Source organism: Saliphagus sp. GCM10025317, assembly GCF_042663665.1.
GTDB lineage: Archaea > Halobacteriota > Halobacteria > Halobacteriales > Natrialbaceae > Natronosalvus.
In genome coordinates this window covers 105365-130095 of record NZ_JBHTAQ010000005.1, presented here as the reverse complement: position 1 = coordinate 130095, position 24731 = coordinate 105365, and the positions used below count along the sequence as shown (strand labels likewise).

General features: G+C 64.3%; 25 protein-coding genes. 8 read left to right on the top strand and 17 right to left on the bottom strand.

The genetic code is table 11. The annotated features are described in order from the left end of the window. Nucleotides 1–155: 155 nt before the first annotated feature. The 9 genes from ACFQS4_RS02795 to ACFQS4_RS02755 all read right to left on the bottom strand — a co-directional run bounded on the left by ACFQS4_RS02795 (nucleotide 156) and on the right by ACFQS4_RS02755 (nucleotide 6616). The gene (locus tag ACFQS4_RS02795; protein WP_497902191.1) at nucleotides 156–518 is read right to left on the bottom strand and encodes a hypothetical protein; all 363 of its coding nucleotides are present in this window, start codon (nucleotides 516–518) and stop codon (nucleotides 156–158) included. Nucleotides 519–552: 34 nt separating this feature from the next. Next, complete coding sequence (locus ACFQS4_RS02790) at nucleotides 553–1215, bottom strand: DUF7957 family protein (protein ID WP_497902190.1); 663 nt, start codon at nucleotides 1213–1215, stop codon at nucleotides 553–555. 237 nt (nucleotides 1216–1452) lie between these two features. Beyond that, on the bottom strand, nucleotides 1453–2346 hold the full coding sequence (locus ACFQS4_RS02785; protein ID WP_497902189.1) for a hypothetical protein: 894 nt from the start codon (nucleotides 2344–2346) through the stop codon (nucleotides 1453–1455). A 15-nt stretch (nucleotides 2347–2361) separates the two neighbouring features. Then, nucleotides 2362–2640: a hypothetical protein gene (locus ACFQS4_RS02780; RefSeq protein ID WP_497902188.1), complete on the bottom strand. Its 279-nt coding sequence runs from the start codon at nucleotides 2638–2640 to the stop codon at nucleotides 2362–2364. Further along, on the bottom strand, nucleotides 2637–2810 hold the full coding sequence (locus tag ACFQS4_RS02775) for a hypothetical protein (protein ID WP_497902187.1): 174 nt from the start codon (nucleotides 2808–2810) through the stop codon (nucleotides 2637–2639). The genes ACFQS4_RS02780 and ACFQS4_RS02775 overlap by 4 nt, the downstream gene beginning before the upstream one ends. A gap of 128 nt (nucleotides 2811–2938) precedes the next feature. Further along, a complete protein-coding gene (locus tag ACFQS4_RS02770) occupies nucleotides 2939–3472 on the bottom strand; it encodes a hypothetical protein (protein WP_497902186.1) in 534 nt (177 codons plus the stop codon). Nucleotides 3473–3482: 10 nt separating this feature from the next. Further along, nucleotides 3483–3725 (bottom strand): hypothetical protein, encoded by a 243-nt coding sequence (locus ACFQS4_RS02765; protein ID WP_497902185.1) that lies wholly within the window; start codon nucleotides 3723–3725, stop codon nucleotides 3483–3485. A gap of 532 nt (nucleotides 3726–4257) precedes the next feature. After that, entirely contained in the window at nucleotides 4258–5502 is a 1245-nt protein-coding gene (locus tag ACFQS4_RS02760; RefSeq protein ID WP_497902184.1) for a class I SAM-dependent methyltransferase, read from the bottom strand. Next, nucleotides 5495–6616: a 60S ribosomal export protein NMD3 gene (locus ACFQS4_RS02755; RefSeq protein ID WP_497902183.1), complete on the bottom strand. Its 1122-nt coding sequence runs from the start codon at nucleotides 6614–6616 to the stop codon at nucleotides 5495–5497. The genes ACFQS4_RS02760 and ACFQS4_RS02755 overlap by 8 nt, the downstream gene beginning before the upstream one ends. Nucleotides 6617–7267: 651 nt before the next feature. Here ACFQS4_RS02755 and htpX point away from each other — a divergent pair. The 6 genes from htpX to ACFQS4_RS02725 all read left to right on the top strand — a co-directional run bounded on the left by htpX (nucleotide 7268) and on the right by ACFQS4_RS02725 (nucleotide 13060). Next, entirely contained in the window at nucleotides 7268–8158 is an 891-nt protein-coding gene (gene htpX / locus ACFQS4_RS02750) for a zinc metalloprotease HtpX (protein WP_497902182.1), read from the top strand. 285 nt (nucleotides 8159–8443) lie between these two features. Further along, complete coding sequence (locus ACFQS4_RS02745; RefSeq protein ID WP_497902181.1) at nucleotides 8444–9151, top strand: class I SAM-dependent methyltransferase; 708 nt, start codon at nucleotides 8444–8446, stop codon at nucleotides 9149–9151. Between the two features lie 52 nt (nucleotides 9152–9203). After that, on the top strand, nucleotides 9204–9650 hold the full coding sequence (locus tag ACFQS4_RS02740; protein WP_497902180.1) for a RidA family protein: 447 nt from the start codon (nucleotides 9204–9206) through the stop codon (nucleotides 9648–9650). A 3-nt stretch (nucleotides 9651–9653) separates the two neighbouring features. Next, on the top strand, nucleotides 9654–10229 hold the full coding sequence (locus tag ACFQS4_RS02735; protein WP_497902179.1) for a hypothetical protein: 576 nt from the start codon (nucleotides 9654–9656) through the stop codon (nucleotides 10227–10229). Nucleotides 10230–10320: 91 nt separating this feature from the next. Next, nucleotides 10321–10926 (top strand): PspA-associated protein PspAB, encoded by a 606-nt coding sequence (gene pspAB, locus ACFQS4_RS02730; protein WP_497902178.1) that lies wholly within the window; start codon nucleotides 10321–10323, stop codon nucleotides 10924–10926. A 112-nt stretch (nucleotides 10927–11038) separates the two neighbouring features. Beyond that, complete coding sequence (locus tag ACFQS4_RS02725) at nucleotides 11039–13060, top strand: MutS-related protein (protein WP_497903135.1); 2022 nt, start codon at nucleotides 11039–11041, stop codon at nucleotides 13058–13060. 54 nt (nucleotides 13061–13114) lie between these two features. Here ACFQS4_RS02725 and ACFQS4_RS02720 read toward each other — a convergent pair whose 3' ends face one another. After that, nucleotides 13115–13561 (bottom strand): hypothetical protein, encoded by a 447-nt coding sequence (locus ACFQS4_RS02720; protein WP_497902177.1) that lies wholly within the window; start codon nucleotides 13559–13561, stop codon nucleotides 13115–13117. Between the two features lie 159 nt (nucleotides 13562–13720). Between ACFQS4_RS02720 and ACFQS4_RS02715 the strand changes: the two genes are divergently transcribed. Then, the gene (locus ACFQS4_RS02715; RefSeq protein ID WP_497902176.1) at nucleotides 13721–14851 is read left to right on the top strand and encodes an ORC1-type DNA replication protein; all 1131 of its coding nucleotides are present in this window, start codon (nucleotides 13721–13723) and stop codon (nucleotides 14849–14851) included. Between the two features lie 125 nt (nucleotides 14852–14976). On the opposite strand, the gene ACFQS4_RS02710 is transcribed toward ACFQS4_RS02715, so the two are convergent. Both ACFQS4_RS02710 and ACFQS4_RS02705 read right to left on the bottom strand, forming a co-directional pair. Next, complete coding sequence (locus tag ACFQS4_RS02710) at nucleotides 14977–16332, bottom strand: carboxylate--amine ligase (protein ID WP_497902175.1); 1356 nt, start codon at nucleotides 16330–16332, stop codon at nucleotides 14977–14979. Nucleotides 16333–16437: 105 nt separating this feature from the next. Further along, a complete protein-coding gene (locus ACFQS4_RS02705; RefSeq protein ID WP_497902174.1) occupies nucleotides 16438–16719 on the bottom strand; it encodes a DUF7553 family protein in 282 nt (93 codons plus the stop codon). 130 nt (nucleotides 16720–16849) lie between these two features. Between ACFQS4_RS02705 and uvrB the strand changes: the two genes are divergently transcribed. After that, nucleotides 16850–18904, top strand: a complete 2055-nt coding sequence (gene uvrB, locus ACFQS4_RS02700; protein WP_497902173.1) for an excinuclease ABC subunit UvrB — start codon at nucleotides 16850–16852, stop codon at nucleotides 18902–18904. A 21-nt stretch (nucleotides 18905–18925) separates the two neighbouring features. Here uvrB and ACFQS4_RS02695 read toward each other — a convergent pair whose 3' ends face one another. The 5 genes from ACFQS4_RS02695 to ACFQS4_RS02675 form a co-directional block, all read right to left on the bottom strand. Continuing rightward, on the bottom strand, nucleotides 18926–19165 hold the full coding sequence (locus ACFQS4_RS02695) for a hypothetical protein (RefSeq protein ID WP_497902172.1): 240 nt from the start codon (nucleotides 19163–19165) through the stop codon (nucleotides 18926–18928). 75 nt (nucleotides 19166–19240) lie between these two features. Next, nucleotides 19241–19915, bottom strand: coding sequence for a helix-turn-helix domain-containing protein (locus ACFQS4_RS02690; RefSeq protein ID WP_497902171.1), 675 nt, complete (start codon nucleotides 19913–19915; stop codon nucleotides 19241–19243). A 124-nt stretch (nucleotides 19916–20039) separates the two neighbouring features. Beyond that, nucleotides 20040–21131, bottom strand: a complete 1092-nt coding sequence (locus ACFQS4_RS02685) for a molybdopterin-dependent oxidoreductase (RefSeq protein WP_497902170.1) — start codon at nucleotides 21129–21131, stop codon at nucleotides 20040–20042. A gap of 105 nt (nucleotides 21132–21236) precedes the next feature. Beyond that, a complete protein-coding gene (locus ACFQS4_RS02680; RefSeq protein WP_497902169.1) occupies nucleotides 21237–22910 on the bottom strand; it encodes a Na+/H+ antiporter NhaC family protein in 1674 nt (557 codons plus the stop codon). Between the two features lie 106 nt (nucleotides 22911–23016). After that, complete coding sequence (locus ACFQS4_RS02675; RefSeq protein ID WP_497902168.1) at nucleotides 23017–24603, bottom strand: dihydrolipoamide acetyltransferase family protein; 1587 nt, start codon at nucleotides 24601–24603, stop codon at nucleotides 23017–23019. Nucleotides 24604–24731 lie beyond the last annotated feature (128 nt).

Sequence of the window (24731 nt, the reverse complement as noted above, 5' to 3'; positions counted from 1 at the left end):
ATCGTCAGCCCGACGAGCGCAGTTCTGTCTCTCGAACGCAATCGACTCGTTTACCGTCCTGGGTGGGCGATCCGCTCGAGAGTGACGACAACGCCCGAGAGAGGTATCAGGAGCCACGACGCGACGCGAGCATGAACGTCCTCTGATCCTCGGCGTCACTGGGCTTTGAGTAATTTGGCTAGCGAAAGCGACCGACGGATCCAGGCGGATGGAATCGATTCGTATTCGAGCAGATTAACAAGGTCCGCACCGCCAGTCCGGCCGTGGCTGGCGCCGACTGTTCCGAATCGGATCGCGATCCCTGCGGGAATTTCGACGACAGTAACGGTGTAGGACTCACTCGGTGGGAGGGCATACCGGTCGATAACCTCGTCTCGCGTGTGCGTCGGATCAAGCTCGTCTCGCCGGTGGAGCCAGTATTCGCCGGAAAGTCCGTTCGGCTCGAACCGAAGGTATTCGGTCGGTGTACTGGTCGTTCCCTCCATGACGATCGAGCCGTCAGCAAACGATTTGCCCATAAGGCGTCTCGGTGGGCATCGTTCATATGGATTGTCACCAGAGTCCGGTCTCGATCTCCTCGCACTCGAGGCGTTCGCCCGTTGCGGGATCGAGCCGGTATCGGTGGTCGATTGTCCGATCGACCGCGACTCGTTCCCAGAGGTCGCCATCCTCGACGGAGAGATGTCCCCGCCACTCGTCGGGTTCCGAGCGCCATCGTTCCGTGCCATCGGATTCGAATGCATAGAGATCGTGTGTGGCCTCTGAACAATAAATAAAGATGGCGTCGTCGAACTCGAGGACGTCGAAGACCTCGCCGCTGAGGTCGACGGTGTGGTCACCGACGGGGAGTTCGGTTTTGGGCCACGCCTCGAGAATCTCACCCGTTTCCGGATCGAATTCGAAGGTACCGTCCGTGTGACTGGTTAGGAATCGGTCCTGTATCGTCCACAGTTTCCGATGACCTCCGTTTTCCGAGGTCATCGGGACGGGGACGGGGTCAATTATCCACGTTACCCGGCTAGCGTGATCTATCGCAACAACGTTTCGATCGTCAGAAGGGACGTCGAAATCGCGGTCTCCGTGCTTGCCCGTCCGAAACGTTCCTAACACGACGATTACCGAGTCATCGCGTTCGACGTGATCCTCGACGGAATTGGGAGGAATCACCTCGTTGTCCCCGACCGTTATTTTGTTGAGCGATACGTCGGTTGTCATCATATCCACTCCTTCGCGAGAAGTCGGCTTAGTTCGACGGATTCGTCTCCGACAATGAGCAACCGACATTCGCGAATCGTTCGATGTTACTCTGAGAGACAGCCGTGGGTGAATCAGTAGTGGGGGACGTCGGACTCTTCGAGCGTGTATCCAAAAGCGGCGGGCTGAGGGCTGTCTTCACCAGGCCACCAAGTTATACGAACATGCACGTTCCTACCACAGAAATGAGAACGTCGATCAACGGCGCCGTCCAGCGCCCTTCAGTAGCGTAACGTCGTCGATCGGTAGTTCTGCCAGTGACTCGTCGAACGTGTGTTCGTCGGTTCGATCCTGGACCACGACCAGTTTTCGGCCCACCGTTCCGTCCTTAAAAGCAGCTGTTGCGTCGGCTACCAGTTTGTCGTCGTAGGAGTCGTGCCAGGTTGCCTCCTCGAGGGCCGCCACAACCCACTCGTCGGAGAGTACCCGGCCTGCTTCGCGCTCGGGAACGTCGTCGGCACTCACCGGCTCACCGTCGGAATGATAGATCCGTCCTGCAATTACGGATTGATCGTCCCCGTCGCGTTCGAGTTCGAAGAACCCGACGTCGCTCGTGACCTGGAACGCGTCCAGGTCCACGTCAACGTCGAGTTCGGTATCGTCCGCTGGCACGTCCTCTCGGAGGAGCGCCTCCGAGAGCCGATCGGACTTCCGGGAGACCCTCAGGCCGCGTCGACGCGCAAGCACGATGTGTGCGCACACGTGGTGAAGGACGAACCAGCGAGGGTCGTCCGGATCGGGTTCCTCCGCAGCGTAATAATCGTACAGTTCCGAAAGGCTCGTTTGAGCCGCCGGTTCCGATCCATCTACGAGTGCGCGATAATACACCGGGATCACCTCCCAATACGGGCTCTTCTCCTCGAATCGTTCGAGGCTCTCCTCGAGGTTGGCGAGCAACGCCCGTACCGACTTATCGTCGATCGCGATTGCGGCCTTAACCTTTGCATTGTAGTATCGCGCCGGCGCGCTGAGAGACGATTCGGTGAAGGCATCGAGATAACTTTCGTCCATCGCGAGCGTGGCGGCTGCGACGTTCGCGAGTAACTCCTCGTCGCGACTCAGGACTGCAGCGTTGACCGCCCGTGCGAACATCTGCGGTTCGTTGTTTCACTTCGCCTGTTCGGTCATATCGCGTCGCAAGCGACACGCTTCGATGTGCGCGAGATAGCACTTGGCGACCTCTCCGATACACGTTCGGGACTGGTGGACCGCCCCGAGTAGCGCCGTGAGTTTTCCGAGGTACTCGAACCGCCTGGCGACGGCATAGAGATACGTGGTCGTCCCGTCGATCGGGACCTCGCCGTTTTCCCACGACCGGACTCGTTTTGTAATCTCGTCAACCTCGTCTTCGAAGCAGGCACGGATTTCGTCGGCGGTGAATGTCATTCCGTCACACCTCCAGTTCGGACGATACGCACGTCGTCCATACCCAATTCCCGAAGATCCTCGTCGATCGTTCTGGACACTGAGACGTCCTGTACGACGATCGCCTCCTTCTTGTAATCCCCCATTCTGATCGCCTGTTTTACCGAACCGTACTCTCCGTCGAGATCCATATCGGAATTCGATCGTAAATGGATCCACGTCGTTCATCGTCGTCGATTACGAGTCAGGAGCGTTCGTAGCTTCCGTTCCAGTCGTCGATGGAAGTAATTTGATTCCTCTCCGAATAGCGTCGGCTATATCAACGACTGCGATCGGAGCGATAGACGTCTCGCAGTCGATCGATATCTTCGCGGAGGCCTCGGTAGTCGGACGAGTCCGCTGCGAGTTGCGGATTGACATCAGCGACGAAGGCCTCGAACTCGGTCGCTCGATCGACGAGTTCGTTCACCAGCGGCTCCGCGCGGACGGTCACACTCGGTTCGTACGCTTCACGCTGTGCCGGAGAGTGCGCACTCCGTTTAGAATAACAGATCGAAACGGAGATCGTCTCATCGTCGGCAGGTTCGAACACGATATAGAGCGGGCCGTTTCCTGTCCGGAGGATTTCATCGTTCCCCGCTACACAACCCATCAGTGCTTGCAATAGACCTCCAAACAGACTCGTTAGGTATTCCCTCATCCCTTCCTCGTGTTCACCGCCGACGAGCGGTTTATCACCCCCTCGGATAACATCGATCCAGCCCAGCGGATCAGTAGCTCCCTCTTTGACCTGTTCTCGAAGATCGTCATCGTAGCGAACGGCAATTTCGAAGGTGTCTGCTGGGTCAGTCATCTTTGGAGGGTTACAGATTATCTAGCCATTCCTGCTCATCACGGATCCAGACAGCGACGTCGGGCCCCTCCTCCGGGAACGCGGTCGTTATTTTCCCATCGGCGTTCACCCTAACTATCATTTCGCTCACACCCGTTGAAGCAGGATCAGGGTCATGTGTATATTCAGCTAAACTTCGTCTGGGCCCCTGTTTGGGGTGACCGGTTTTTACTGCAGCGCCGATGATCCTTTGGACGTCACGTTCGTCGCTCATAGGTCCATCTAGCGTCCTCCCATTTATGTTCTGGTCGATTGGGAAGTAGCTTGCCAGTAGCCCTCTCCTGCACCCTCTTAATCCATCATGCGCCATGTATGTTCGATTGAAGATCCATAACACAATTTAATATTTTCTATTTTCTAATAATTGGGAAGGTGATTTATAGAGAGACGAGAATAGCCTGTTCGCGTTGCATAATAGAGAACACAAACAGAAGACTGTCGGCGGGCGTATTTGGGACGAGGCTCGATTCGAGGCGGTGCTCGTACTAGACGAGACCCGTAATACCAGATCTTAGGAGGACGAACTCGGTATCGATTGGACCTTCTCCTGAGACATGGTGGTGTAGCGGCCTGGAGGTCCTCGTGCGACGGTTCTGTCCAGTTCGAGCGCATTCGATGGTCGCTGTATCCGGTCGAAGCAGCATCGCTCAGCGAAGACGTTAGCCAGATGCTAGCCGTGCCGAACGAACGCAAAGGCCTGCTTCGCAACAGCGACCAACAAGGATAGATAACGAGCCCTTCAGGAGTCACTTCACGCGAGCGTCCACGACCACGTGTTCGACACCCGCGCTGTGCGTCTTCACCCGCCGCTTCTCGAGCACCTCGAGGGTCCGCCCTGCCTCTTCAACAGCGGCCTCGAGCCGACCGACCGGTCGCTCCCACAGTTCCGGTCTCGGCGTCGCCTCGTGATAGTGGACGACGCCACCTGGCTCGAGGGCCTCGAGGGCCGCCGGCAGGAACGAAACGGCCTCCTCAACTCGACTGCCGTGTCCCGCCTCGTCTTCGTCGTCGGCGACGCCGTAGTAGCCCATGACGACCCGGTCCGCGCGAACGTCGGCAGCCAGTTCACGACAGTCGCTGTGGTAGGCGTCGACCCGACTCGAGACGTCGTTGGCTATCGCGTTCTCGAGCAGGTAGCGAAATGCCGTCGGATTCAGCTCCGTCGCGGCCACTCGCGCTCCCGCTCGCGCCATGGGGAGCGTGAAGTAGCCGATGCCGGCGAACATGTCGAACACGCGCTCGTCCGGGTTGACGACCTCGGCCATCCGCCGGCGCTCGGCCTGATTGCCCGGCGAGAACATCACCCGCGTCGGGTCGAGGGCGTACTGCGTGCCGTCCTCGACGTGGACGGTCTCGGTGTCACTCGAGCCCGCGAGCAGTCGCGTTCGGGGTTCGCGGTAGGTGCCGCCGTCGCCCTTACTCTCGTTCGAGATTCCCTCGTCAGCGAGCACGCTGTCGGCCTCGCCGTGGAGTGCGAGCAAGGCCTCTCCGAGTTCGGCCTCGTCGTGGCAGTCGTCGGGAACGCGAACGAGGATCACCGAACCGATAACGGCCCAGGAGCCGGGCGCCGTCTCGAGGTCGGCGTCGCTCCACCCCCACTCGCGGAGGTGGTCGGCCAGGTCGCGGGTGCGGTAGGTGGGGTCGATTTGACGGACGACCTCGAGGACGGCCGTATCCGAGGGTGACTCGAGCACCGGGAGCGCCACCGTCTCGGAGCCGTACTCCCGCACCCGGCGGTCGTCGTCGTAGACGCCCTCTGCCCGCAGGGATTCGATCGCCGTCTCCGAGCGCGGTTTCTCGACGACGACCGCGAGCGGGTCGTCTCGCGGCTCGAGCGCGGTCGAGTCTTTTGCTATAGATTTTGTAGTATCGCCGCTGGGACTCGAGTTCGAATCGTCGTCCGACCTCGAATCGTCGTCTCGAGGTCGGCCCTCGTCTCGAGGGTAATCCTCGCCTCGAGACCGGTCGTCCTCCCCTGTGCCCTCACTCATCGTCCTCAGGCAAAATGTGCAAGCCGGCGCGACTCTTCAGCGCCGGTACTTCCTCCGCGTCGGCGTCGACGTACTCGGGCCGGGAAATCGTCTTCGCCTGGTAGGTCTCGGGATCGAGCACCTGGATCGAGCGCTCGTCCTCGACCGTGACGACGGTCGCCTCGACGGCGTCCTCGCGCTCCCCAAGTTTGCGGGCCTCGGGGGAGTTGCCCTCCTCGTAACTCGCCTCGTAGCGTTCGCCCGTCCGCAACCGGATTCCTTTGAGGTTGCCGTGGGCACTACTGACCAGGACGGGCCCCTCGTCGTCGTCCGCGAGGTCGATCACGTCGCCGGGAACGTACGGCGGGAGCCGAACTGCGAACGTCACGCGGTAGACGCCGTTGCCATCCTCGTCCTCGGTGACCAGTGTTTCGGCGTCGTTGACGGTGCCGCCGAACTCTTCGACCATCTTGTTGGCGATCTTCTTGCCGATCTTGTTGGTCGAAACCCGCATGTTGAGGCCGTCGTCGGTCTCCGTGGTCTCGGTGATGAAGGCGTTCCGGTCCCCGGTCGCCTCCATGTCCGCGACGATGGTCTCGGCTATCTCTTTCGCCCGCTCGAGTTCTTCCGTCGTGGGCGTCCGGTCCTCGGCCCGGATCTGGACGATGCTGGCGTAGTAGTCCCCGGCGATGCGACCGCACCTGGTGCAGGTCTGACGGGCTATCTTCACCGGGATCATCACCTGCTCCTCGACGGGCGTTCCGCGAACCGTCCCCGTGAAGTAACAGTGCATCCGGATCGTGTTCGGGCCGACCTCCTCGGGTTCGACCTGCCAGGCGACGTCCTTGACGTCGACGTGAACGGCCAGCGCCTCGCTCACCTCCTCGATGGCGACGTCGGTGTAATCCTGCGCACCGACGTCGACCCAGCGACGACCCCGGTGGACAGCCCCGCACTGGGCGCAGACGCGTACGTCGATCCGGTCGGGCGCGTCGATGAATTCGAAGTCGTCGAAGTAACAGCTGTCACAGAGGTCGACGTCGGTCCCCGGTCGGAGGGGGTCCGTCGCGTCGCCTTCGCTCCGCTCCGGCACCGGATCGCCACAGCGGGGACAGAACGCACGCGAATCGGTCATGTCCCGTGGTTGGGGACTGGGGGAGTTAAGCGACGCGTTCGTCGCCGACGCCGGTCCCAGCGAGGTGTCTCCACCGGAAATAGAGGGGTTCGACGGGCCGTTCGGTCACAGCGTGTGGGAACTCCACCCGAAACCAGGGGGTTGCGGATCGTGTTATCAGGGCACACGGAATTCGTCTCCAGTAAGTGCGCGTTTCGAACTATGTGTCTGATCTCCCCCACTGGTGTCGGTTTCGATCGTGGTGTTATCGATCGTCAAACATGTAGAACGACGGATTTCACGCCCGTCTGACGTTTCCGGTGGAACGCGAAGGCCGGGCGTCTGACGCGTGGCGTACGCTCGAGCGTCGACACCGGTGGCCGTCCCCTCGTGTTCGACTTTCCAGGGGAAATAGAGGGGTTTTGGGGACGCTCGCTCGGTGCTTCGACGTACCCGCTCGAGCACTTATGACTCAACTGAAAGGTGGTGGATTGGGGTGGCAGAACGTATCGAGGGAGCGATATCGTCGACGATCCACGTCGTCGTTGGAGGTCGATAGGGGGCGCATACGAGATACGACTCGAGGACGAGCGAGCACGGAGCGTCCGGTCGGGCCACCCGCTCGAGGCGCGTTCGCGGCGGATTTATCCGCCCTCGGTCCGTTGTTCGCGTATGGACTGGAAACCGGACTGGGGATTGCGGTTTCGGATGTTCCTCACGATGTTCCTGCTGTTCGCCCTGTACATCGTCTTCGCAGGGGTGCTGACGGCGTACATCGCGGGCGGAGCGAACCTGCTGATCTTCGGCCTGCTCTTCGGCGGGATGTCGCTGGTGCAGTACTACTTCAGCGACACCCTCACTCTCAAAACGATGGGCGCGAAGACGGTCTCCGCCGAGGAGTACCCACAGCTTCACAGCGCCGTCGAACGCCTCTCCCAGCAGGCCGACCTCCCGAAGCCGAAAGTCGCCGTCATCGACTCGAAAGTGCCGAACGCGTTCGCGACGGGGCGAAACCAGAAGAACGCTGCCGTCGCCGTCACCACGGGACTGATGCGAACGCTCGACCAGGACGAACTCGACGGCGTCCTCGCCCACGAACTCGCTCACGTCAAGAATCGGGACATGATGGTGATGACCATCGCCTCGTTCCTGTCGACCATCGCGTTCATGATCGTCCGCTGGGGCGCCTTCTTCGGCGGCGGTCACGGTCGCGGCCGCGGCGGTGGTGGCGGCGTGATCGTCGCCATCGTCGTCTCGCTGGTCGTCTGGATCGTGAGTTACCTGCTGATCCGGGCGCTCTCGCGGTATCGCGAGTTCTCCGCCGACCGGGGTGCTGCGACGATCACCGGCAAGCCCTCTGCGCTCGCCTCCGCGCTGCTGAAGATTTCGGGAGAGATCGACAAGGTACCCGACAGAGACATGCGCGAAGAGGCCGAGATGAACGCCTTCTTCATCATCCCGCTGAAATCGGGCGTCGTCGGGAGACTGTTCTCGACGCATCCATCGACCGAGCGCCGCGTGGATCAGCTCCGCCAGCTCGAGCGCGAGATGGAGACAGTATAGCTCCTCGCTCGAGATTCGACAGCACCGGTTCGGTGAGAATCCACGACGAACGCCGAAAACTATTTAACCCGCCGCGCCGAATTATTACATACAGAAGATAAACGAATTAAAATCGGTGCTTTCTTTTATCACTACCAATACGTGTAGCTACAGCGCTCGAGAGCCCTGATTTCGGGCGCACTGTAATACGACGACTCGCCTTCGATCCCACAGCGACGGCTCTCTCCACGAGTCGACCGCTCCCGCCGACCGACACCTGATCGAACGGATAGCAACTCCTCACGCATGACAGACACCCCTTTCGAGCAGACCATCGACTGGAACCGCTTCTGGGAGACCGCCGACGCGGACGACCGCGCCGGCGCGACCCCCAGTACCCACCACCTGACCGACCTCCTCGAGGACTTCGTCGCCGCGAAGGGCGTCCCTGATTCGATCGCGGACGTCGGCTGTGGCCCCGGCGAGGTCGCCTTCACCGTCGCGAAACGCCACCCGGAAACCAGCGTCGTCGGCTACGACGCCGCCGACTCGATTCTCGCGGCGAACCGCGATCGAGCCCGCTCGAGCGGGGTCGAGAACGTGTGCTTCGAACGCGCCGTGCTCCCCGAGTTTGATCCCGGCCGGCAGTTCGACCTCGTGTGCTGTTACGCGACGCTGTGTTACGTCGACGACACAGAGCGCGCGCTCCGCGCGCTGTACGACGCGGTCACCCCCGGCGGCCACCTCGTGCTCGGCTACATCACCGAGGCCGGGCGCGATCACTACGACGGTCGTCTCGCGGACCCCGACGCGTGGCGCGAGCACGACCCGGACTTCGATCCCCACGGGTTCGCCAGGCGGTTCCGGCTGGTGCTCGAGGGGGAAAGTACGCTTTCCGAATCGGCAATCGAAGACGCCCTCGGCACTCCGCCGCGGCAGTTCTGGGAATTCACCGAGAAACCCGAGGAGCGCTGGGCCTGGGATCACGTTCCACTGGTCTGGTTGCCGAAATGAGTCCATTCCAGGAACGCGGCGAATCCAGTCGAAACGCAGACACGAGATACAGATGAAGAAAACCGTCATCGCACCCGGACAAGGCACGATTGAATCGGACGTCATCGACGAACCGCAAATTTCGCTCGCAGTGGCAACGCATCACGACACGCACACGCACGTCGAGATCAACGGCCTCGTCTACCCTGAGGGGAACGTTCGTGAGCAGACTCGACAGATGCTGGGCCTCGTTGAAAAGATACTCGAGGACCTCGAGGGGTCGATGCACGACATCGTGAAGTTTCGATGGTTCGTTCGCGAGGATGTCCTCGATGACGAAACCAGAGGAACGATTCACGAGGTCCGATCGGACTTCATCGACTATCCTCACTACCCGGCTAGTTGCATGGTCGGGGTTGCCAGTCACAACGTCGACGGAGCCCTCGTAGAACTCGAAGTGCGGGCGACGATTCCCACCGACGGCGAGTGGACAGTTCGAACGATTACCGGCGACGAATAACCAATGACGGAGAAATCACCACGATCCGCGACCAGCTCGACGCGCACCGACTCCCTGACCGACCTCGAGTCGCTCACTGACCCGGCCCGGTTCCGAGACCGCGACGACGTTCACTACGAGGAACGCACCGAGACCCACGCCGACGAGAACCACTGCCGCGCCCACAGTCGCGGGATGGCCGTCGTCGGGGTCACCGCCGCCGACGGCTCGGTTCTGATCGCCACCCACCTCGAGGAGCCCGTCGCCCTGTTGCCGAACGCTCACATTGAGGACGAAGACGACGACTGGCTCGCGGCGGCCGATCGAGCGATCGAACGACTCACGGACGAGCCCGTCGACGTCGGCCGTCCAGTTCGCGTTCGATCGGTCGAGCACGTCGTCGAGGGCGACGACACGGCCCACACCTCGAGTCACACCGTCGTGTTCGAGGCCTCCCCGGAAGCGGACGGGGCGACGGCGGCCGATCTCACCGCCAGGACGACCTGCAGCTGGGACGCCGGGTGGTACACCTCGTTCCCCGACGGCTGTGACGAAACGCCCGAGCGGCCGGCGGCGGACGTTCGACTGTTCCTCGAGTGACGACCTCGAGTAAAGCCGTCCTCGGGTGAGGGAACTACCGCTTCGAGCGAGAAAACGCGAGCTTTCAAACCCTGGCCCCCCAACGAAGGGTATGGGACTGCTCGACGGACTGCGATCCGTACTCGGCATCCGCGCCGAATCGGACGCCAGCCGGGACGCCAACCCCGAGGACCTCTTCGGGATGAGCACCGCGTATCTGACGATGGAAGCCGACCTCGGCTACGACTCCGCCGACGCGGGCGCGCTCTGTTTCGCCGGTGTCGACTCGAGCAGCTTTCGCGACGCCGTCGAGAACGTCGAAGCAATCCTCGAGGCCGGCAGCGAAGACACCGGCACCGACTTTCGCGTCACCGAGGACGACCACGGCTACCACTGGGTCGTCCTCGAGGACTCGGATCCGGAGGACCTGATCACCAGCCTCCACTTCGCGGCGGACACGTTCATCGAGGAAGGCTACGGCTCGCGGCTGCTCGCGGCCGTCTTCGCCTATCGAAACGACAGCGGACCGGCCTACTGGATCTACTCCTTCCGGCGCGGCGCGTACTACCCCTTCGCGCCGCGGGCCGGCCGCGAGCGCGATTCGGGCACCGAGTTCAAACTCGAGTCCGTCCTGGACGGCGAACTCGAGATCGAACCCGACAAGGAGTACTGGTATCCCCTGTGGCCGAGTACGAGCGGGCGTCACCCCTGGGAGTAGCGCGCTCGCCGGGGGCGTGTGATCCACGACTCGAGACTCGGGACTCGAGAGTCGGGCCGAGAACGGGGCGGGACCTTTTTCTCGTCTCGGCGGGACGTGGCGGTCGATGGCAATGGACCTCGAGTCGATCCCGGGCGTCGGCGCGAAGACCGCCCGTGCACTGGACGAACTCGACGACCCCGAGCGGGCCCTCGAGAACGGCGACGTGGCCGCGCTCGCCAGCGCGCCCGGCGTCACCGTCGGCCGGGCCGCTCGCATCGCCCGCGGGGCGATCCGACGCGAACACGACGACCCCGGCGGCTTCCTCGCGACCGACCGCGCACGCGAGATTTACCGACAGGTACTCTCCCTGTGTCAGGATCGAACGGTGACCGACTACGCGGCCCACCGCCTCGAGACCCTGTACCCCAGCCCCAGGCGCTCGCGCATTGAGGAGGTGCAGGACTTCTCTCGTCAGGCGATCGAACGCGACCCCGATCCGGTCGTGCTCGAGGCCCTCGAGGGCGTCGAACCGCTCGAGCGGCCCGGCGACGTTCGCGTCCGGGACCGCTGTCTGGCAACGACCGACGCCGAGCGCTACGCCGAAGCCCGTGAGGCGATTCCCGAGATCTCCGTCGAAATCGTCGAGGACGCCCAGGGGCTGGCCGAACTGGCGAGAGGGTATTCGACGGTGGTCGCGATCGACGAGTCCTTCGCCGGCGTCGAGGTCGAGGGGGACGTACAGGTTCGCCCGGATGCGCTCGCGGACCCCGCCGACGTGGTTCCGGAGCGTCCACTCGCGTTCTTCGCCCGCAACCGGGAGCGACTGCGGGCAGCGGTCGCGGTTCATCGTGCGGTCGGCGGTAGTGGCGACACCGATTCGCAACTGGACGCGACGGTCGACCTCGACGCCCTCGAGAACGGCCTCGAGCGCCTCGACGACGACGGTACCGTCGCCGGCGACCCCGAACTCGATCGGTTGACGGTCGCCGTCGACGACCTCGACGCGGTCGCGGGCGTCGCCGAGAGCGTCGCCAACGACCGACTCCGCGGGGCGATCGAGGCACGAGACGTGACCATCGAGGGTGCCGACCTGCTCTCGCTCGTCGAGCGCGGTGCCGGCGTCGACTCGCTGCTCTCCCGGGAACTCGCCGACGAGTTCGCCGCGGCGGTCGAGGCCGCCCGCGAGCACCTGATCGACGCCCTCGACCTGGACGTCGGCGAGGCCGAACTCGCCCGCCACGTCTTCGACGACGAACCGACCTTTCCCGTCGAACGCGGCGAGAACGCCACGGCACGGCTTCGCGAGGAACTCACCGTCGCCCGGGACCGACGGGCGGCCCAGCTCAAACGCGACCTGGCGGCCGACCTCGCCGCCCAGCGTGAGGGCGCCCACGACCTGGTTCGCACGGCACTCGAGCTCGACGTCGAACTCGCCGTCGCCCGCTTCTCACGGGACTTCGAGTGTACGATGCCCGAGTTCGTCTGGGACGGCGACGACGGCTACGGGGAAACCGGATTCGCCATCGAGGGCGGCCGCTCGCCCGTCCTCGAGGAGCCACTCGAGGAAATCGAACCCGTCGACTACGCGGTGTCGGGTACCACCCTGCTCTCGGGGGTCAACAGCGGCGGGAAGACCTCGACGCTCGACCTGGTCGCGAGCGTCGTCGTCCTCGCACACATGGGCCTACCCGTTCCCGCCGAAGGGCTCCGGCTGCGCCGCTTCGACGACGTACACTACCACGCCAAGACCCAGGGAACCCTCGACGCCGGGGCGTTCGAGTCCACCGTCCGGGAGTTCGCGGACCTCGCCACCGGCGGCGAGGGGTCGCTCGTTCTCGTCGACGAACTCGAGAGCATCACCGAACCCGGGGCGAGCGCGAAGATCATCGCCGGCATCCTCGAGGCGCTCGCCGAGAACGGCGCCACGGCCGTCTTCGTCTCCCACCTGGCCGGGGAAATCCGGGAGATGGCCGCCATCGACGTGGCCGTCGACGGCATCGAGGCCGTCGGCCTGGTCGATGGCGAACTCGAGGTCAACCGGTCGCCGGTCAAGGACCACCTCGCGCGGTCGACACCCGAGTTGATCGTCGAGAAGCTGGCCCAGGAGGGGAACGCCGCGTTCTACGACCGGTTGCTCGAGAAGTTCGAGTGACCGCGGTCAGGGGGCGACCACGAGGTCGGAGAGCGACCACGACACGAGGTCGGGTCATCCGCGAGGCTCGCTCGAGGGTCGAGCCGCGGTCTCGGTGGCGGCCGCCCGCATCCCCCGATACCCCGCGACGGCGACGAGGGTGCTGGCGAGGGCGGCGACGTAGAGGCCGGGTTCCGGCGAGACGGTGACGTAGTGGGCGGGGTAGCCGACGGCGAAGACGTTCTCGAGGGAGGTGTAGATCACGCCCAGCGACAGGAGCGTCAGGACGCCCACAGCCGCAGTCACTTTGGCCTCGAACGCGGTCCACTCGCGCAGGGTTACCAGTCCGAGGGCGACGAAACCGGCGACCGGGACGGCGTATCCCATGCCCGTGAATCCGTTCGTCGTCGTCGATATGTCGAGCACGTCGATGCTGGCCCAGGGGAGGAACGCGCTGACGACGAGGCACGCGCCACCGAGGGCAGCCAGACGCTCGTTTCCGTCCGCAGGTACGTCGATCATCGATCCGTTCTGGCCCCGGCGTCGTATATAAAGTCGTGGACGCTGTGTCGGTGATTGCGTACCAATATCCCGTTTCGACGGTCTCGAGCGGTGAGAACCCGGCTTCACGCCGAAAACGACCGCAAACAACTAAGTAGCTTCGAGGGCGTGGTGAAAGTGATGACTGGCGACCCCGAAGAGGGGATGTTGTCGTGGGACGAATCCGTGTTCAGGAACGAGCACGTCTTCGAGATCGATTACGTCCCCGAGACGTTCCGCCACCGCGATTCGCAGATGCAGAGTCTCACGTACGCGCTGCGACCTGCGGTCCGGGGCTCGCGCCCGCTAAACGTGATGGTCCGCGGACCGCCGGGAACAGGGAAGACCACGGCGATTCAGAAGCTGTACGACGAGGTCGGCGCCCAGACCCGGGACGTCCAGACGATCCGGGTCAACTGCCAGGTCAACTCGACGCGGTACTCCGTCTTTTCGCGACTGTTCGAGGGCTGTTTCGACTACGAACCCCCGTCGTCGGGCATCTCTTTCAAGAAGCTCTTCGGCCAGATCGCCGAGAAACTCGTCGAGGACGACCGCGTGCTCGTCGTCGCGCTCGACGACGTCAACTACCTCTTCTACGAGAACGAGGCGTCTGATACGCTCTACTCGCTGCTGCGCGCCCACGAGGAACACCCGGGGGCGAAGATCGGCGTCATCGTCGTCTCCTCGGACCCGGCGCTCGAGGTGATCGACGCCCTGGACACCCGCGTCCAGAGCGTCTTCCGGCCCGAGGACGTCTACTTCCCGGTGTACGACCAGCCGGAGATCGTCGACATCCTCCACGAGCGCGTCACGCGCGGGTTCCACGACGGCGTCGTCGCCACAGACGTTCTGGAGCGGGTCGGCTCGCTCACGGCCAAGAGCGGCGACCTCCGGGTGGGGATCGACCTCCTCAGGCGAGCCGGACTCAACGCCGAGATGCGGGCGAGCCGAACCGTCGAACTCGAGGACGTCGAGAAGGCCTACGAGACGTCGAAGTACATCAACCTCTCCAGAAGCCTCAACAGCCTGAGTGAGAACGAACGAGCGCTCCTCGAGGTACTCGTCGACCACGACGGCTCACAGGCTGGCGAGGTGTACGAGCGGTTCAGCGAGGAGACAGACCTCGGCTACACCCGCTATTCGGAAATCGTCAACAAGCTCGACCAGCTCGGCCTCATCGACGCCGAGTACGCCGAGATCGACGGGCGTGGACGGTCGCGGTCGCTGACGCTCTCGTACGAACCCGAGGCGATTCGGGAGCGACTCGAGTGAGTTACCGGTCGCCTATTCGTCCATCCGCCGCCAGCGTGTGCCACCCACCGCCTCGCCCACCCGAACGGTGAGGCACCAACTCAGTGCCAATCGGTCGTCCGACGCCGAGTAGCGACGACTCGGCGTCAGTTCGTCCGTCCGCGTTGATCCTCGAGGGGCTCGAGGTCGGCCGTCGCCGGCGTCGACGTGGGCTCTTGCTCAGCGAGCGCTGGCGATCCGACGGCTGGCGACGATTCGTCGGTTTCACCGCCCGCTCGAACGGCGCTAAGTTGCTCGCCGGCGGCCGAACGGACGAAGTTCCAGCCGTCCTGGACGAACGGGACGGGGTCGTCCGCGACGGCGTAGTCGAACCGGGGCTCTCGAACCATCGACGTGGCGACGTCGCTGACGGCGGAGAGAAACGAGGGGCGTTCGACCAGCGGGTAGTCCTCGGCCAGGATGCTGTGGAGGTGACAGAGTTCGCCTCGGAGCAGGTGACCGCCGATGCCGACCTCGTAGTCGGGCTGGCTGATCGGTTCGCCACGGGCGAGTTGCCAATAGTAGTAGGGGAAGTCGGCGCCCGCACGCACGGAGAACGGGAGCGACGACCAGAACCGTGGGTTGATCTCCATCAGTTCGAACGAGCCCGTCTCGGGGTTGCGCAGGAACTCGACCATCGCCAGGCCGTGCCACTCGAGTTCGTCCAGCAGCGCGAGGCCGGCCGCCTCGAGTTCGGGGATGTCGGTCGACTCGCGGTAGGCGCTGGGACCACCGCTGTACTTGTAGCCCCGTTTCTGGCAGTGCTGGAAGGTGGCGACCGCCTCCCCCTCGTCGTACAGCGCGAAGAAGCCGTACTCCCGGGAGTCGGGGACGTACTCCTGGACGATGGGGACGTGGCCCCACTCGTTGAGCGACGATTCGACCGCCGGCGGGGTGCCGGGTTCGTGATAGACGGTCGAGCCGATGTCGCTGAGTCCGGCGTCGTGGCCGAGGTATTCGGGAGCGGCGACGGTGTAGCGAGGCTTGATGATCGTCTCGCGCGACCAGTCGTCCCACTCGTCGAGCAGGGTCGTCTCGGGCGTCTCGACGCCGGCGCGCTCGGCGGCCGCGAAGAGTTCGACCCGGTCTTGCACCTGCCGCAGGGTCTCGAAGTCCGGCCACGGCGTCGCGACGTGCTCGGCGAAGGCGTCCCTGTTCGCCGCGAGCGTGTAGACGTCCTCCTCGCGGACGGGGATGATCGTCTCGACGCCAGGTCGGGCCGCGAGCGAAAGGAGGACGTCCCCGTAGGCCTCGATGTCCGACCGCGGGTCGGGGAGCGTGACGAATCGATCGCAGTACCTCGAGACGGAGCCGGGCGTCGTCCGATCCTCGGAGCCGACGATGGTGTAGATCCCGCGCGGCTCGAGCGACCGCAGACAGGCGACGGTGCTAGGGGCCGTGATACCGGGAACGATGACGCGTTCCCGCGCCTCGCGTGGTTGGTCGTGCGCAGCCGATTGCATACGCGTTGGAGGGGGCCACGAGGGTATTGTTATGGGTCCGTTACCCTCGTATGGCTGCCCTACCGGGGCGAAAACCGACCCTCGAGGACCGAGTCTCGAGAGGACTCACGCGTGCTCGAGGCTCTGGCGATAGCTCTCGGCGTGTTCGATGGCGCCCTCGAGGCGATCTGCCGTCTCGGCGTCGGACTCGCGTCGTGCCTGCCTGAGCGCGTTGAGGTGCTCGTCGAAGACGGCGTGGTCGGCTTCGCCCTCGCTGGCGGCGATTTCGGCGAAGGCGGCCGCCGTGTCTCGAATAACGTCCCGCACGTCGTCGCCGGCGGTCTCGGTCGCCAGCTCGAGGTCGGCTCGAGCCTGCTGTAAGTCGGCGTCGCGGCTGGAACTGGACATACGTTCTCGACGACGACCGGCGTCAAAGACGTGGGGGCGGCATATGCGCGGCGGCTTCGGTCGGCGGGCCCGCCAACCGTAGCCGTCAGACGAGCGGCTTACGTAGCCCGAGCCCCTGGTCACGGATACGATGAGCGACACTCGAGGCCCCCTCCAGCCGGATCGACCCGAGGCCGCGAAACCGTTCGCGGTCGACGCCCCGTTCGAGCCCGCGGGCGACCAGCCCGAGGCGATCGAGCAGCTGGCGGCGGGCTTCGCCGACGGCATGGACCGCCAGACGCTGCTCGGCGTGACGGGGTCGGGCAAGACTAATACCGTCTCGTGGGTGATGGAAGAGGTCCAGGAGCCGACGCTGGTCATTGCCCACAACAAGACCCTGGCCGCCCAGCTCTACGAGGAGTTCCGGAACCTGTTCCCCGACAACGCCGTCGAGTACTTCGTCTCCTACTACGACTACTACCAGCCCGAGGCCTACGTCGAGCAGACCGACACATACATCGACAAGGACGCCTCGATCAACGACGAGATCGACCGTCTCCGTCACTCGGCGACCCGGTCCCTGCTCACCCGGGACGACGTGATCGTCGTCGCCTCGGTCTCGGCCATCTACGGACTCGGTGACCCGCGAAACTACGTCGAGATGGCGATGCGCCTCGAAACGGGCGAGGAGATCGGACGCGACGACCTCCTGAAGCGACTCGTCGATCTGAACTACGAGCGCAACGACGTCGACTTCTCCCAGGGGACGTTCCGGGTTCGCGGGGACACCATCGAGATCTTCCCGATGTACGGCCGCTACGCCGTCCGCGTCGAGTTCTGGGGCGACGAGATCGACCGCATGCTCAAAGTTGACCCGCTCGAGGGCGAGGTCAAGAGCACCGAACCCGCCGTCCTCGTCCACCCCGCCGAGCACTACTCGATGCCCGAGACTCGTCTCGAGCAAGCCGTCGAGGAGATTCGGGACGACCTCGACTCGCGGATTTCGTACTTCGAGCGCAAGGGCGACCTGCTCGCCGCCCAGCGAATCGAGGAACGAACCACGTTCGACCTCGAGATGATGGAGGAGACGGGCTATTGCTCGGGCATCGAGAACTACTCGGTGTACCTCGACGACCGCGACCCCGGCGACACGCCCTACACCCTGCTGGATTACTTCCCGGACGACTTCCTCACCGTAGTCGACGAGTCTCACGTCACCCTGCCCCAGGTTCGGGGCCAGTACGCCGGCGACAAATCTCGGAAGGACTCGCTGGTCGAGAACGGCTTTCGACTCCCGACCGCCTACGACAACCGCCCGCTCACGTTCGAGGAGTTCGAGGAGCGAACCGACAAGACGCTGTACGTCTCCGCGACGCCGGGCGACTACGAGCGCGAGGAGAGCGACCAGATCGTCGAACAGATCGTTCGCCCCACCCACCTCGTCGACCCCGAGGTCGAAGTCGCCCCCGCGACGGGCCAGGTCGACGACCTCATGGATCGCATCGACGCCCGAATCGACCGCGACGAGCGTACCCTCGTGACGACGCTGACCAAACGGATGGCCGAGGACCTGACCGAGTACCTCGAGGAGGCGGGCGTCGACGTCGCCTACATGCACGACGAGACGGATACCCTCGAGCGCCACGAAATCGTGCGCTCTCTCCGCCTCGGGGAGATCGACGTCCTCGTCGGCATCAACCTCCTGCGGGAGGGCCTGGACATTCCCGAGGTCTCCCTCGTGGCGATTCTGGACGCCGACCAGGAGGGGTTCCTCCGATCCGAAACGACGCTCGTCCAGACGATGGGGCGGGCGGCCCGGAACGTCAACGGCGAGGTCGTGCTATACGCCGACGAGGTCTCGAACGCGATGGAGTCGGCCATCGATGAGACCCGCCGCCGCCGCGAGATTCAACGCGAGTTCAACGAAGAACACGGCCACGAACCGATGACCATCGAGAAGGAAGTCGGCGAGACAAATCTCCCGGGGAGCAAGACCGACACCTCGAGCGTCGCCGGCACGGACCTCGAGGATGAGGAGGACGCCGCCCGCTACGTCGCCGAACTCGAAGATCGGATGCAGGAGGCGGCGAGCAATCTCGAGTTCGAACTCGCCGCGGACATCCGGGATCGGTTGCGGGAGGTTCGAGATGAGTTCGACCTCGAGGGGAAGGACGAGGGGGTCGCCCCGCCGGCCGAGGAGTTCTAGCGGTTCAGCCCTCGCTGGCGCTCACTCGATGACGTCGAACTCCTCGCATCCACACTCACAGCCCGTTCGCCGGCCGATCGGCTGGACCGTCCCGTCGGGCCACAACTGGGCGGCGTAAACGTTCGAACAGGATCGGCAGGCGGCAGCGACCTTTCGTTTTCCGTTGTCTTCGACGTCGCTTTCGTTATCGACTCCATCCGGTCGCGGCCCGGTCCGCGAGGAGGGATCGACGTTCGTCTTCGACCGTGGCAGCTCGGCCATAGTATTCCCCACCACAGGAACAAAGAAAGCCAGACTGCTTTGAGTTAGAAGTCCCTTATATACCCGAGGATAGAATTACGATCGCTTGAGGCCCTCGGCCCGTTCCGAAGAGACGGTGAGCGTATTTCTGGTGAGGTTGTTCGTTGCCCGACGGAGCCGCTGTGAGACGGCGTTGGTCGAGATGTCGAGGGCGTCCGCCAGTTCGGCGATTTGCGTCTCTCGCGGAACCGCGAAGTAGCCCATCTCGAGTGCGGTGACCATCGCCTCCCGTTGCTGGGGCGTCAGGTCGTACTCACGCTCCTTCGGATCCGTTGACTCGTAGAGCCGCTGGAGTTCGAAGGAGTAACCCTGTTCGTCGAAGTAGTGCTGGAACGACTCGAGTCGTCCCTGGCCGACGAACTGGAGTTTGAGATACCAGGTTCCGTTCGTCGCTGCTGCCTCCTGGACGATACCGTGTTGGTCGACGACCTGGTCGATCAGTTCCTGGACGCGTTCGGTCCAGTGGACGTTGAAGTAGCCGACGTTACCGGTACGATCGATCGTCTTCAGTTTTGTAACCGAAGAATCAGCCCGTATGGCCGTTTCCGCCGCATCGAGGTCGTCCGCGGTCACCCACAGGAACGGCATGACCCACTCGCGGCTGTGCGTGGCGAGGCGTTCGACCTCGAGCGTGAGGTCCGGGACCGTCTCGAGTGCCTCCTCGAGGGCAAACGCCTCGGCCGGGAGCGTGAATTCGGTTACGATGCTCATGCGGCGACTGATGGGTCCGACCCGTATAAGGAGTCGCCAGGAATCCGCCACTGGACCGTCGAGACCGCCAGATCGGTGATCCCACACTCCCCTCCACTCTCCTACCCCGACACTCGAGCGCGTCTCACTCGAACCCACTCACCAGCGTCGCGAGCCACTGGGCTGGATCGCCGCGGCGACGGACCTCGACTCGCTCGACCCATTTCACCCACTGGAAGCCGCGGCGACCGGGCGCCACGAGTCGCATCGGTGCTCCGTGACCGTGGCTCAGCGGTTCGCCGCCGACGTGCGTCGCGAGCAGCGCCGCCCGCGCCTCCTCGATCGGGAGCGACCACCGGTAGCCGGTCACCGAGACGAACCGGACGTATCGGGCGTCCGCCCGGGCACCGGCCGCCTCGAGCAGGTCGTCGACGCGAATGCCGTTCCAGCGCTGAACGGTGTACCAGCCGCTCGTGCAGTCGAGGAGTACTTCTTCGGAACTGTCCGGGACCAGCTCGTCGGCGCCGTACTCGAGGGACGTCTCGACCTCACCCTGGACGGACAGCGTCCACTCAGCAAGGTCGATCGGGTCTGGATCGTCCGCGACCCACGAGGTGACCGGGAAGCTCGCGTTCCCGTCGCCGCGTCGCGGCTGTGAGCCCGTGAACCGCCGGTCGGCGCCGCGGGTCTCGAGGAGTCGGTTGGTGGTCTCCTGGACCCGATAGGCGGCGGCCCCGCCAAGCAGAAGCGCCCCGTAGGCGAGCGTCGTTCGGCGACGGTCGAAGTCGCCCCGCTGCGGGAGACGAAACCGGGTCGTGAGGTGCCACGCCATCAGGAGAACGAGCGCGAGGCCGAACCCGACGTGAACGCTCAGCAGGGTCCAGTACGCGATGCGGACGTCCGCGCCGAACACCCAGACGACGCCCGTGCCGACTGCGCCCGTCGCCGCGATCAGGGTAAGTACCGAAAGAACGGTGGAGCGACGCCACAGCCGTCGATCGGTCAGTCGGTGGCGAACCCTGGCGAGTTTGAACCCCAGGAAGACGACGAGCGTCAGGCCGAGGATCCGGTGGAGCCAGAAGAGCGGCCATCCCTCCGGCCCGCCGACGGTGAACGAGAGCAGTCCCGAGGCCGCCTCGAGTACGACGATGGCGAAGATCGACCAGTCGACGAGGCGCGGCGGTGGCCTGAGGGCGTCGACAGCACTTCGACCGAGAGCCGCAGGGCTGCGCTCCATACGCGATGTTACGGGCTCGCACGGCAAGAAGGGGTACGCCCGATCCGAAAGACCGGGTTATCGAAGACGAACGAATCGGAAACGCGGGACTCGAGCGATCCGAAGTCAGTCGTCGCAAGGGGCTTCCCGGCGCTGGGTGCCGGCGAACGGCTTGGCAGAGATGTTCTTACGACCGGCGTCGAGTTCCGAGAGGACGTACACGAGACCGACGAGCAGGACTGCGCCGAGAGGCACCAGGACGAACGGCGAGAGGCCGAACAGACCGTACGCCAGGTAGACGATCAGTGCGACGAAGATCACCGTGACCGCGTAGTACAGCTGGGTCCGGACGTGGTCGATGTGATCGGCACCGGCAAACGTTGAGGAGAGGATCGTCGTGTCCGAGATGGGCGAGCAGTGGTCGCCGAAGATGGCCCCCGAGAACACGGTCCCGACGGCGAGTGCCAGCACTTCCGGCGAGCCGTTGCCGACCTCGTAGGCCAGCGGGATGGCGACCGGCGTCACGATCCCCATCGTCCCCCACGAGGTGCCGATCGAGAATGCGATCACGGCGGTCGTCAGCAACACGACGACCGGCAGCAGCGTCGGCGTGATGAAGCCGGCAGCGATGTCGGTGACATACTGGCCGGTCTGGAGTTCGCTCGCAACGGTGCCAATCGACCACGCCAGGACGAGAATGCTCACGGCAGTGAGCATGATTCCGAACCCGTCCAGGACGGTCTCCATCGACTCCTCGAGATCCATCACCCCGTAGTACAGTGACATCGCGACGGCGGTCGCGACCATGGCGAACGAGCCCCAGACGAGCGCGCCCGTGAAGTTCACGTTGTCCACGAGGGTGATGAGCGCGTCGCCACCGGATGCGGCCTCGGCGGGCGTGACCCCGGCGGCCTGGAAGCCGGTGATCGTCGCCCCGCCCATGACCACAATTACCAGGGCCGCGACCGGCACGACGAACGTCCGAACGAGCGGATCGTTGACGACCGGTTCGCCGAGGTCCTCCTTCATGCTCTGGAGCGGCGTGGCGTCCTCGCGTGTTACGTTACCCGTCTCCCTGGCGCGCGTTTCCGCGGTGAGCATCTCCCCGAAGTCCCGGCGGGTGAGGACGACGATCAGGACCATCAATAGGGCCAGCAGGCAGTAGACGTTGAACGGGATCGACCAGAGGAACGTCGCCACGGCCGAGGGCGTTTCGCCATCGATCTGTTCGTATTCGGTCTGGATGAGGCTGATTTGGAACGCGACCCAGCTCGAGATACCGAACGTCGCCACCGGCGCGGCCGTCGAGTCGAGGATGTAGGCCAGTTTCTCGCGAGACATTCGCATCTCGTCGGCGATGTCCTTCACCGCCGAACCGACGATGGCCGTGTTGGCGTAGTCGTCGAAGAACCACACCAGCCCGAGCAGCCACGCGGCCAGGCCGACCCGCCGGTGGGAGTCGACGCGATCCGTTGCGGCGCGGGCAATGGCGATCGAGCCGCCCATCCGCCAAACCAACGCGATACCGGCACCCAGCAGGAACGTGAACGTGATGATCTCGGCGTGGAACGTGTCGTCCCCGAACGAGGCGACGATCCAGCCGAACGCTTCGACCACGCCCACCACCGGGACGGCGGCGATATCGAGAGCGCTCGATGCGTTATCCCAGGCGACGATCATGCCCCCGGACCAGACGCCGAGAAACAGCGAGAGCATGGCCCGACGGGTGAGGATGGCGAGCAGGATCGCCAGCAACGGCGGCAGGAGCGACCACGCGCCGAACGGGTGTGGTTGTACCATGTACACACGGAGCACGCTATTAGTATTTAAACGATGCGTAATCGCAATCTTCGCGTCACTGACAAACTAACAACCCTGCTTCGCGGAGAAGAACGCTCGAGCGCGCTTACTCGAGCAACAGGAGTTCGGGATTCTCGAGGTACCGCATGACCTCGTTGGTGAACGCCGCGCCCTCGGCGCCGTCGATGAGGCGGTGGTCGAACGACAGCGAGAGCGTCATGACCGAGCGGGGTTCGATCGATTCGTTGCCCTCGTCGTCGGTGACGACGCGTGGCTTGCGCTTGATTTCGCCAACCGCGAGGATGCCGGCCTCGGGGTAGTTGAGAATCGGCGTGGCGTACTCGCCGCCGATACCGCCGATATTCGTGATGGTGAACGTCGAGCCCCGGAGTTCGTCCGGGCTAATGGTGCGCTCGCGGGCCTTCGTCACCAGTTCGTCCGTCTCCGAGGAGAGCTGGAGCATGCCCTTGTGGTCGGCGTCCTCGACGACCGGTACCATCAACCCGGCGTCGGTCGCGGCCGCGACGCCGATGTTGTAGTAGTTGCGGTGGACGATTTCCTGGTTCTCGTCGTCGATCATCGCGTTCATCTCCGGGAACTCCTTGAGCGCCGCGACGACCGCCTTCATGATGAACGGCATGTAGGTCAGCCGAATGCCCTGCTCCTCGGCGGTCGGCTTCAGCCGCTCACGGGTTTCGACCAGCTTCGTTACATCGACCTCGTCGTGGTGGGTGACGTGCGGTGCCGTGTACTTCGAGCGCTCCATCGCGTTCGCGATGGTCTTGCGGACGCCCTTGAACGGCTCGCGAGTCTCCCGCGGGCCGGTCTCGCCGGTCGCGACTGCGGCGGCGTCGGCCTCCTGGGCGCGCTGCTGGGCCTCGGCGTACTCCATCACGGCCTCGGGCGTGACAAACGCCTCGCCGTCGCGCTCTTCGGTCGCAGGGACGGCGTTGATATCGACGCCCTGCTCCTCCGCGACGCGGCGAGTGGCGGGAGCGGCCAGCGTGCGGTCGCGGTCGGCCGATTCGACGGACGGAGCGCTCGAGGCGCTCGTCCCAGTTCCCGTTCCCGTCTCGGTCTCGGTCTCGCCGTGGGCCCCCGCGGCAGCGTCGACGCCACCGGTGCCTTCGGTCGGTTCCGCCGGAGCGGTCTCGGCGGATTCGGTGCCACTGTCGCTCGAGCCACCTGCACCCGCAGCTGCCTCGACGTCACCTTCAGTGACTCGGCCGCCCGGGCCGCTACCCTGCACCGTCGAGATGTCGACGCCCTGCTCGCGGGCGAGTTTGCGAACTCGCGGCGGGGCGAAGACGCGGCCCTCGGGGACGTCGACGGACTCGGCGTCGGCCGCTGCGTCCGCGGAGTCGGTCTCGGCCGAACTCGAGTCGGCCGTCTCCGCTTGGTCAGCGGCTGCTTCGGTTTCCGTTTCGGCGCTCGCCTCCTCTGCCTCGTCCGCCTCGCCCTCGACGTTGAACGTGATAATCACGTCACCGACCGGGACCATTTCACCCTCCTCGGCGCGAAGTTCCGCGACTGTGCCGTTGTACGGCGAGGGAACCTCGACCAGCGCCTTGTCGGTCTCGACCTCGGCGACCGGCTGGTCCTCGCTGACCGTGTCGCCGGGTTCGACCAGCCACGAGACCAGTTCACCCTCGGCCACGCCCTCGCCCACGTCGGGAAGTTTGAATTCGCGCATACGTCGCCTTCACGGTTCGCTCACATACGGTTTTCGTTACCCTTTCGATTCGCACATATATTGCTCGGGACAGAACGGTGGTTCGTTCGTCGATTCGCTCGATCGAACTAGCTGCCGACCCGTGCCCG